Origin of the sequence: Streptomyces sp. NPDC127119, assembly GCF_042677425.1 — a bacterium.
Classification (GTDB): domain Bacteria; phylum Actinomycetota; class Actinomycetes; order Streptomycetales; family Streptomycetaceae; genus Streptomyces.
Genome location: NZ_JBHXTO010000152.1, coordinates 15192 through 22582, shown reverse-complemented (window position 1 = coordinate 22582; position 7391 = coordinate 15192). Strand labels below are relative to the sequence as shown.

6 protein-coding genes are annotated in these 7391 nt (G+C 67.7%); 1 reads left to right on the top strand and 5 read right to left on the bottom strand.

Annotated features, from left to right (window positions below):
• Nucleotides 1-115: 115 nt before the first annotated feature.
• The 5 genes from mctP to ACFVH5_RS37715 all read right to left on the bottom strand — a co-directional run bounded on the left by mctP (nt 116) and on the right by ACFVH5_RS37715 (nt 5618).
• Nucleotides 116-1744 carry a monocarboxylate uptake permease MctP gene (gene mctP, locus ACFVH5_RS37735; RefSeq protein ID WP_385838203.1) on the bottom strand — a complete coding sequence of 543 codons (1629 nt, stop codon included), beginning with the start codon at nt 1742-1744 and terminating at the stop codon, nt 116-118.
• Nucleotides 1741-2034: a DUF3311 domain-containing protein gene (locus ACFVH5_RS37730; RefSeq protein ID WP_385838202.1), complete on the bottom strand. Its 294-nt coding sequence runs from the start codon at nt 2032-2034 to the stop codon at nt 1741-1743. Before ACFVH5_RS37730 ends, mctP begins: the two co-directional genes overlap by 4 nt.
• 136 nt (nt 2035-2170) lie before the next feature.
• Nucleotides 2171-2380, bottom strand: a complete 210-nt coding sequence (locus ACFVH5_RS37725; protein WP_248777442.1) for a YbdD/YjiX family protein — start codon at nt 2378-2380, stop codon at nt 2171-2173.
• The gene (locus ACFVH5_RS37720; protein ID WP_385838201.1) at nt 2352-4529 is read right to left on the bottom strand and encodes a carbon starvation CstA family protein; all 2178 of its coding nucleotides are present in this window, start codon (nt 4527-4529) and stop codon (nt 2352-2354) included. Before ACFVH5_RS37720 ends, ACFVH5_RS37725 begins: the two co-directional genes overlap by 29 nt.
• A 324-nt stretch (nt 4530-4853) precedes the next feature.
• On the bottom strand, nt 4854-5618 hold the full coding sequence (locus ACFVH5_RS37715; protein WP_210889894.1) for a GntR family transcriptional regulator: 765 nt from the start codon (nt 5616-5618) through the stop codon (nt 4854-4856).
• 418 nt (nt 5619-6036) lie between these two features.
• On the opposite strand from ACFVH5_RS37715, the gene ACFVH5_RS37710 reads away from it, so the two are divergent.
• Nucleotides 6037-7314 (top strand): extracellular solute-binding protein, encoded by a 1278-nt coding sequence (locus ACFVH5_RS37710; protein WP_384803436.1) that lies wholly within the window; start codon nt 6037-6039, stop codon nt 7312-7314.
• Nucleotides 7315-7391: the final 77 nt, after the last annotated feature.

Below are 7391 nucleotides of genomic sequence, written 5' to 3'. Positions count from 1 at the left end.
CCGCGGACCGTCCGCGAATCTCCAGCCCGTCCGGCGTTTGAGGACAAAGGGGGGCGAGGGGGCGCAGCCCCCATGCAGTGACGGGAAGGGTAGGGGCGGCGGGGGCGAAGATCCCCTAGTGCCCGGCCCCCGCCGTAGCCGGCGGCAGGTCCACCTGGACCCCCTTGTCGCCGGCGTCAGCCGTGTAGTCCTCGGCAGAGGTCTCGTCGACGCCGTCCGGCGCCTTGACCGCCTTCAGGACGAACGTCAGCACCACCGTCACCACCAGGTTCAGCACGAACGCGGTCAGCCCGATGTACCCGATCTCCCCGATCCCGGGAATCTCCTTCGAGGACCCGCCGAAGTGCTTCTGCGTCGGCGAGGCCACCCCGTACGCGGCGACCGTCCCGTACAGCATCCCGACCGCCCAGCCCGCGAGCAGCGCCCACCGGTGGAACCAGCGCGTGAACAGTCCGCCGACGAGCGCCGGGAAGGTCTGCAGGATCCAGATCCCGCCGAGGAGCTGGAAGTTGATGGCGACCGTCTTGTCCATGGTCAGGACGAAGACCAGCGCGCCGACCTTCACGAGGAGCGAGACCAGCTTGGAGACCTTGGTCTCCTGGGCGGGTGTCGCGTCGGGCTTGATGAAGTCCTTGTAGATGTTGCGGGTGAACAGGTTCGCCGCCGCGATGGACATGATGGCCGCGGGCACGAGCGCGCCGATCCCGATCGCCGCGAACGCCACGCCCGCGAACCAGTCCGGGAACATGGTCTCGAAGAGCTGCGGGATCGCCAGCTGCCCGTTGTCCACCTTGATCCCGGCCGCGATCGCCATGAAGCCGAGCAGCGCGAGCAGGCCCAGCATCAGCGAGTACAGCGGCAGGATCGTGGTGTTGCGCCGGATCACCTCACGGCTGCGCGAGGACAGCGTCGCCGTGATCGAGTGCGGGTACATGAACAGCGCGAGCGCGGAGCCCAGCGCCAGCGTCGCGTACGTCCACTGGCCCGCCTCGCCCGGGACCAGGGAGCCGCGTGGCGCGCCGGTCGCCGGGTTGGTCTGGTTGTACGCCTCGCCCGCCTTGGCGAAGATCTCGTCGAAGCCGCCCAGCTTGATCGGGATGTAGATGATCGCGACCGCGATGACGATGTAGATCAGCGTGTCCTTGACGAACGCGATCAGGGCGGGCGCGCGCAGCCCGGACGAGTACGTGTACGCGGCCAGCACGCCGAAGGCGATGAGCAGCGGCAGGTCCTTGACGAACCAGTTGGTGTCCTCGCCGCCGCCGACGCCCATCACGTCCAGGACGGCCTGGATGCCCACCAGTTGCAGCGCGATGTACGGCATGGTCGCGAGGATGCCGGTGACGGCGACCGCGAGCGACAGGCCCTTCGAGCCGAACCGTCCGCGCACGAAGTCGGACGTCGTCACGTACCCGTGCTTGTGCGAGACCGACCACAGGCGCGGCAGGAAGGTGAAGATCAGGGGATAGACGAGGATCGTGTACGGGACGGCGAAGAAGCCGGCCGCGCCCGCCGCGTAGATCGCCGCCGGGACCGCCACGAACGTATACGCCGTGTAGAGGTCGCCGCCGAGCAGGAACCAGGTGACCCAGGTGCCGAACGACCGTCCGCCCAGGCCCCATTCGTCGAGGGTCTGCTCGCCGTCGGCCCGGCGCCAGCGCGAGGCCAGGAAGCCCATGACCGTGACGGCCACGAAGAAGAAGATGAAGACGGCGAGTGCCACGCCGTTCACGCCGTCCTTCATGCGGACGCGCCCCCGTTCTGTGCCCGGCGGGCGGCCTTGCGGGCGCGCTGCTCACGGTTCCACAGCGTGTACGCGGTCATCGTGAGCGCGGTCGAGATGAGCACCCACAGCATCTGGTACCAGTAGAAGAACGGGATGCCGATGAAGGTCGGGTCGACCTTCGCGTACGACCCCACCCAGAGCATCGCCACGAACGGCGCGATCAGGCAGACGGCGATCACCACACGGACCGGTGTCACCACCGGTGGTTCCCCTTCGGGCGCTCTTGGCACATCCGGTGTTTCCGACATACGGCGGCTCCGTCCCCTCACTGATCACCTGTGCAACGCGCAGGAAATCTAAGGGACGGTTCCGCTTTATGGAACCCCCGTCCGCATAACGGATGTGCCGTGTCGTTCAGCAACAGCAGTCGCACCCGTCACGGCGTCAGCAGCAGCGGAAGCCCTGCCGCGGATCCGCCTCCTGACGGTCCGTGCGCATCCGCTCGAACTCCCGCCGCGAGGGCACGTCCGCGTCGGCCCGCTCCTCGCGCAGATGTGCCACGTACCGGTCGTACGCGGACTCGTCGGTCAGCTCCCGTACGTACCAACGCACGCCCCTGGCCGCCCTAACCGCGTGGTTCAGCGCCGACCGCATCGCGTACCTCCTCCCTCTCCTCCCGGGTCGGAATCAGCCCGGCCGGAGCGACGATCTGGGACTCGACGTACGGCGCCTCGCTGAGGGTGGAGAGCGCGGGACGGCGTATGTGCCGGATGCACACCCGTGTCGCGTCCGCGATCACCACGACGATGAGCAGGGCGAGCACCGCCGTGAGGACACCGTCGACCGTGGAGTTCGTGACGATCGTGTGCATGTCGTCCATGCTCTTCGCGGGTGCGACGATCTCGCCCCGGTCGATGCCGTCCTGGTAGATCGAGCGCTGCTTGAAGAAGCCGACGCGCGGGTCGCTGGAGAAGACCTTCTGCCAGCTCGCGGTCAGTGTGACCGTGGCGTCCCAGACGAGCGGGACACCGGTGATCCAGGCCCATTTGAGGCGCCCGGACTTCACCAGCAGGGTCGTGCAGACGGCCAGGGCGACCGCGGCGAGGAGCTGGTTGGAGATGCCGAAGATCGGGAACAGCTGGTTGATCCCGCCGAGCGGTTCATGGACGCCGACCCACAGGAAGTAGCCCCACAGGCCGCAGACGATGCCGCTCGTGATGACCAGACCGGGCTTCCAGCTCACGTTCTTGAAGGGTTTGTAGAGATTGCCCAGCGTGTCCTGGAGCATGAAGCGGCCCACCCGGGTGCCCGCGTCGAGCGCGGTCAGGATGAACAGCGCCTCGAACATGATCGCGAAGTGGTACCAGAACGCGCGCAGACCGCCCCCGGTGACCTTGGAGAAGATCTCCGAGACGCCGACCGCGAGGGTGGGCGCGCCACCGGTCCGCGACAGCAGGGACGCCTCCTCGACGTTCTTCGCCGCGTCGGCCAGCTCCTCGGGGGAGATCTGGTATCCCCAACTGCCCACCACCTGGGAGGCGTTCTGGACGGTGTCGCCGATGACACCCGCCGGGGCGTTCATCGCGAAGTACAGGCCCGGGTCGATGACGGACGCCGCGATCAGCGCCATCACCGCCACGGACGACTCCATGAGCATGGAGCCGTACCCGATCATCCGGACCTGCGTCTCCTTCTGGATCATCTTCGGCGTGGTGCCGGAGGAGATCAGGGAGTGGAAGCCGGAGAGCGCCCCGCAGGCGATGGTGATGAAGACGAACGGGAAGAGCGAGCCCGCGAAGACCGGCCCGTTGCCCTGCGAGGCGAAGTCCGTCACCGGGTCCATCTTCAGGGTCGGCAGCGAGACGACGACCCCGAGCGCGAGCAGCCCGATCGTGCCGATCTTCATGAACGTGGAGAGGTAGTCGCGGGGTGCGAGGAGCATCCACACGGGCAGGATCGACGCGATGAACCCGTACGCCACCAGCCAGACCACCAGGGTCGAGGGTGCGAGCGTGAACGTGTCGGCCCAGGACGACTCGGCGACCCAGCGTCCCGCGACCAGTGCGAACAGCAGCAGCGCCACACCGATCAGTGAGACCTCGGCGACCCGGCCGGGCCGCAGCACCCGCAGGTAGAAGCCCATCAGCAGGGCGATCGGGATGGTCATCGCGATGGAGAAGGTGCCCCACGGGGACTGGGCGAGCGCGTTGACGACGACCAGCGCGAGCACCCCGAGCAGGATGATCATGATGGCGAAGGCGGCGATCAGGGCCGCCGCGCCGCCGAACGGGCCGATCTCCTCGCGCGCCATCTGCCCCAGCGACCTGCCGTCGCGCCGGGTGGAGAAGAACAGCACGACCATGTCCTGGACCGCGCCCGCGAAGATCACGCCGACGATGATCCAGATGGTGCCGGGCAGATATCCCATCTGTGCGGCCAGCACGGGCCCCACCAGCGGCCCCGCGCCCGCGATCGCCGCGAAGTGATGGCCGAGGAGCACCCGCCGGTCGGTGGGGTGGAAGTCGATGCCGTTGTTGAGGCGTTCGGCCGGGGTGGCCCGGTTCTTGTCGACCTTCAGAACCTTGTACGCGATGAACTTCGCGTAGAAGCGATAGGCGATGGCGTACGAGCCGAGGGCCGCCGCCACCATCCAGGCGGCCGAGACCTCCTCGCCCCGCGAGAGAGCGAGCACGGACCAGCCGGCCGCGGCGATCAGCGCGACGAGGGTCCAGATGACGATGTTGCGGGGACTTGCCTTGCGGGGGCCTTGCGGAGATGCCGTCCGGGGGCTGTCGGTGCGCACGGGTCGTCCTCCCGTCCATGAGTGACGGGAGGACGGTAGAACAGGATCCCACTGAGCGCTACACCACGTGCACCCCCCGATCCCCACCAGCCCAACTCACGTACAAGCAGGGGGGCTTGAGGCAACCGCCCAGGGGCCGGGGAGCGGCGCAGCCTTTTGCTTTCGGGGGCGCGGGGAACGGCGCAATCTTTTCGCTTTTGGGGGGCGCAGCCCCCAAGGGGCGCGGGGAACGGCGCAGTCTTTTGTCTTTCAGGGGCGCGGGGAACTGCGCGACCAGCCACAACGCACCCGCACCCGACAACGCACCGCACCCACCCGGGAACCTCAGTCCATGGGCCGCTTGAGCCGAGCAACGAACTTGTACCGATCCCCCCGATACACGGACCGCACCCACTCCACCGGCTGCTGATCCTGATCGATCGAGTGCCGCGAAAGCATCAGCATCGGCAACCCCACATCCGTCCCGAGCAACCCCGCCTCCCGCGGAGTGGCCAGCGACGTCTCGATCGTCTCCTCCGCCTCCGCGAGCCGCACGTCGTACACCTCGGCCAACGCCGTGTACAGAGACGTGTACTTCACCAGCGACCGCCGCAGCGCGGGAAACCGCTTCGCGGACAGATGCGTCGTCTCGATCGCCATCGGCTCCCCGCTGGCGAGCCGCAGCCGCTCGATCCGCAGCACCCGCCCCCCGGCACTGATGTCGAGCAGCTCCGCGAGCGTGTCGTCGGCGGTGATGTACCCGATGTCCAGCAGCTGCGAGGTCGGTTCGAGCCCCTGCGCCCGCATGTCCTCTGTGTAGGAGGTGAGTTGCAGCGCCTGTGACACCTTCGGCTTCGCGACGAACGTGCCCTTGCCCTGGATGCGTTCGAGCCGCCCCTCGACGACCAGCTCCTGCAGCGCCTGCCGGACGGTCGTGCGCGAGGTGTCGAACTCGGCGGCGAGCGTGCGCTCGGGAGGCACCGGCGTACCGGGCGGCAGTGTGTCCGTGATGTCGAGCAGATGCTTCTTCAGGCGGTAGTACTTGGGCACGCGCGCGGTACGGATGGGGGCGCCACCCTCGTTCTCCGCACTGCTGACGTCGGTGCTCATACTCTGCCTTCCCGGCTTCGAGTGCCGATGCGGCCGACGTACGCGCCGGCCACGGCTCACATCGTGGCACGCCCAGCCGTGCGAGTGTCCTCCCGCACGCTGCGTGATCTCCTCTATATACCGTCGGGGTCCCTTTTGGTCTAGTCCATAGCGTGCGCAGGGCGGGCCGGAGGCGCCGCCGCGACCTGCGTGAGCGCCCGCCCGATCTGTCACCCGTGTAGTGAAAGGTCCCTGCATATGTAGGTCGCGTAACGGACGGTCTGGAGCGGCTTTTTCACCCTTGACACCTCTCTAGGTCTAGTCCAAGCTCCCCGTACTGGTCTAAACCATTGAGGACCAGGTCCCAGCCCCACGGGCAGTACTCGTCGTAAGTCACGCGGTGGGCAGGGGGGTTGCTGGCATCCCTGAGGAGGATGACGTGAATCGCAAGCTCATCGCGGCCGTCGGTGTCGCGGGCATGTTGATGTCGGTCGCTGCCTGTGGCGGCGACGACGGTGACGACGGTGGCAAGGCGGGGGCCGACGGCTACAAGGGCCAGACCCTGACCGTCTGGGCCATGGACGGCTCCACGCCGGAGGGCTGGACCAAGGACCTCACGGCCGCCTTCGAGAAGAAGACGAAGGCCAAGCTGAAGTTCGAGACGCAGCAGTGGAACGGCATCCAGCAGAAGATCACCACCTCGCTCTCCGAGGACAACCCGCCGGACGTCCTCGAGGTCGGCAACACCCAGACCCCGGCGTACGCGGCCACGGGCGGTCTCGCCGACCTGAGCGACCTCAAGGAGGAGATCGGCGCCGACTGGACCAAGGCCCTCAACGAGTCCTCGGTCTTCGACGGCAAGCAGTACGCCGCCCCCTGGTACTTCGCCAACCGCGTCGTCATCTACAACAAGAAGGTCTGGGCCGACGCCGGCATCACGGACACCCCCAAGACGCGCGCCGAGTTCTTCGACGCCCTGAAGACCATCGACAAGAAGACCGACGCCGAGCCGATCTACCTGCCCGGCCAGAACTGGTACTTCTTCGACGGTCTGACGATCGGCCAGGGCGCCGACCTGGTGAAGAAGGAAGGCGGCAAGTACGTCTCCAACCTCGCGGACCCGCAGGTCGGCAAGGCCATGGAGATCTACAAGGAGTACCAGTCCTACTCCAAGGCCCCCAAGGACAAGGACGAGGCCACCCCGCAGCAGGCCGAGGTCTTCGCCAAGGGCAACGTCGGCGCCTTCATCGGCATGGGCTGGGAGGCCGGCACGGCCATCGCGGCCAACAAGAAGATAGAGAAGGACATCGGCTACTTCACCATCCCCGGTGAGACGGCCGACTCGCCCGAGGGTGTCTTCCTCGGCGGCTCCAACTTCGCGGTCGCCGCGGGCAGCAAGAAGCAGGAGCTCGCCAAGGAGTTCCTGAAGCTCGCCCTGTCCGACAAGTTCGAGGGCGCGCTCGCCAAGGAGAACGGCGTCATCCCGAACAAGGAGGCGCTGCAGATCAACCTCGCGGGCAACGGCGCCGCCGAGGCCGCCGCTCCGGCCGCGGCCGGCGGTGGCACCACGCCGCTGATCCCCGAGTGGGCCGCCGTGGAGAACGACCCCAACCCGATCAAGGCCTACATGACCGCGGTCCTGAAGGGGAAGTCGCCCGCCGCCGCCGCCAAGCAGGTCGAGGCGGAGATCAACAAGCGGCTCGCGCAGAGCAGCTGATCACCCCCGTGGCGGGGCCGGTCCCCACCCACCCCCGCCCCCCCGCGCCATGAACAGCGAACACCCCAGGTGGGAGA

Excerpts from the sequence above, each read along its gene's own strand:
- mctP (WP_385838203.1), bottom strand. The coding sequence starts at position 1,744 with ATGAAGGACGGCGTGAACGGCGTGGCACTCGCCGTCTTCATCTTCTTC.
- ACFVH5_RS37730 (WP_385838202.1), bottom strand. The coding sequence starts at position 2,034 with ATGTCGGAAACACCGGATGTGCCAAGAGCGCCCGAAGGGGAACCACCG.
- ACFVH5_RS37725 (WP_248777442.1), bottom strand. The coding sequence starts at position 2,380 with ATGCGGTCGGCGCTGAACCACGCGGTTAGGGCGGCCAGGGGCGTGCGT.
- ACFVH5_RS37715 (WP_210889894.1), bottom strand. The coding sequence starts at position 5,618 with ATGAGCACCGACGTCAGCAGTGCGGAGAACGAGGGTGGCGCCCCCATC.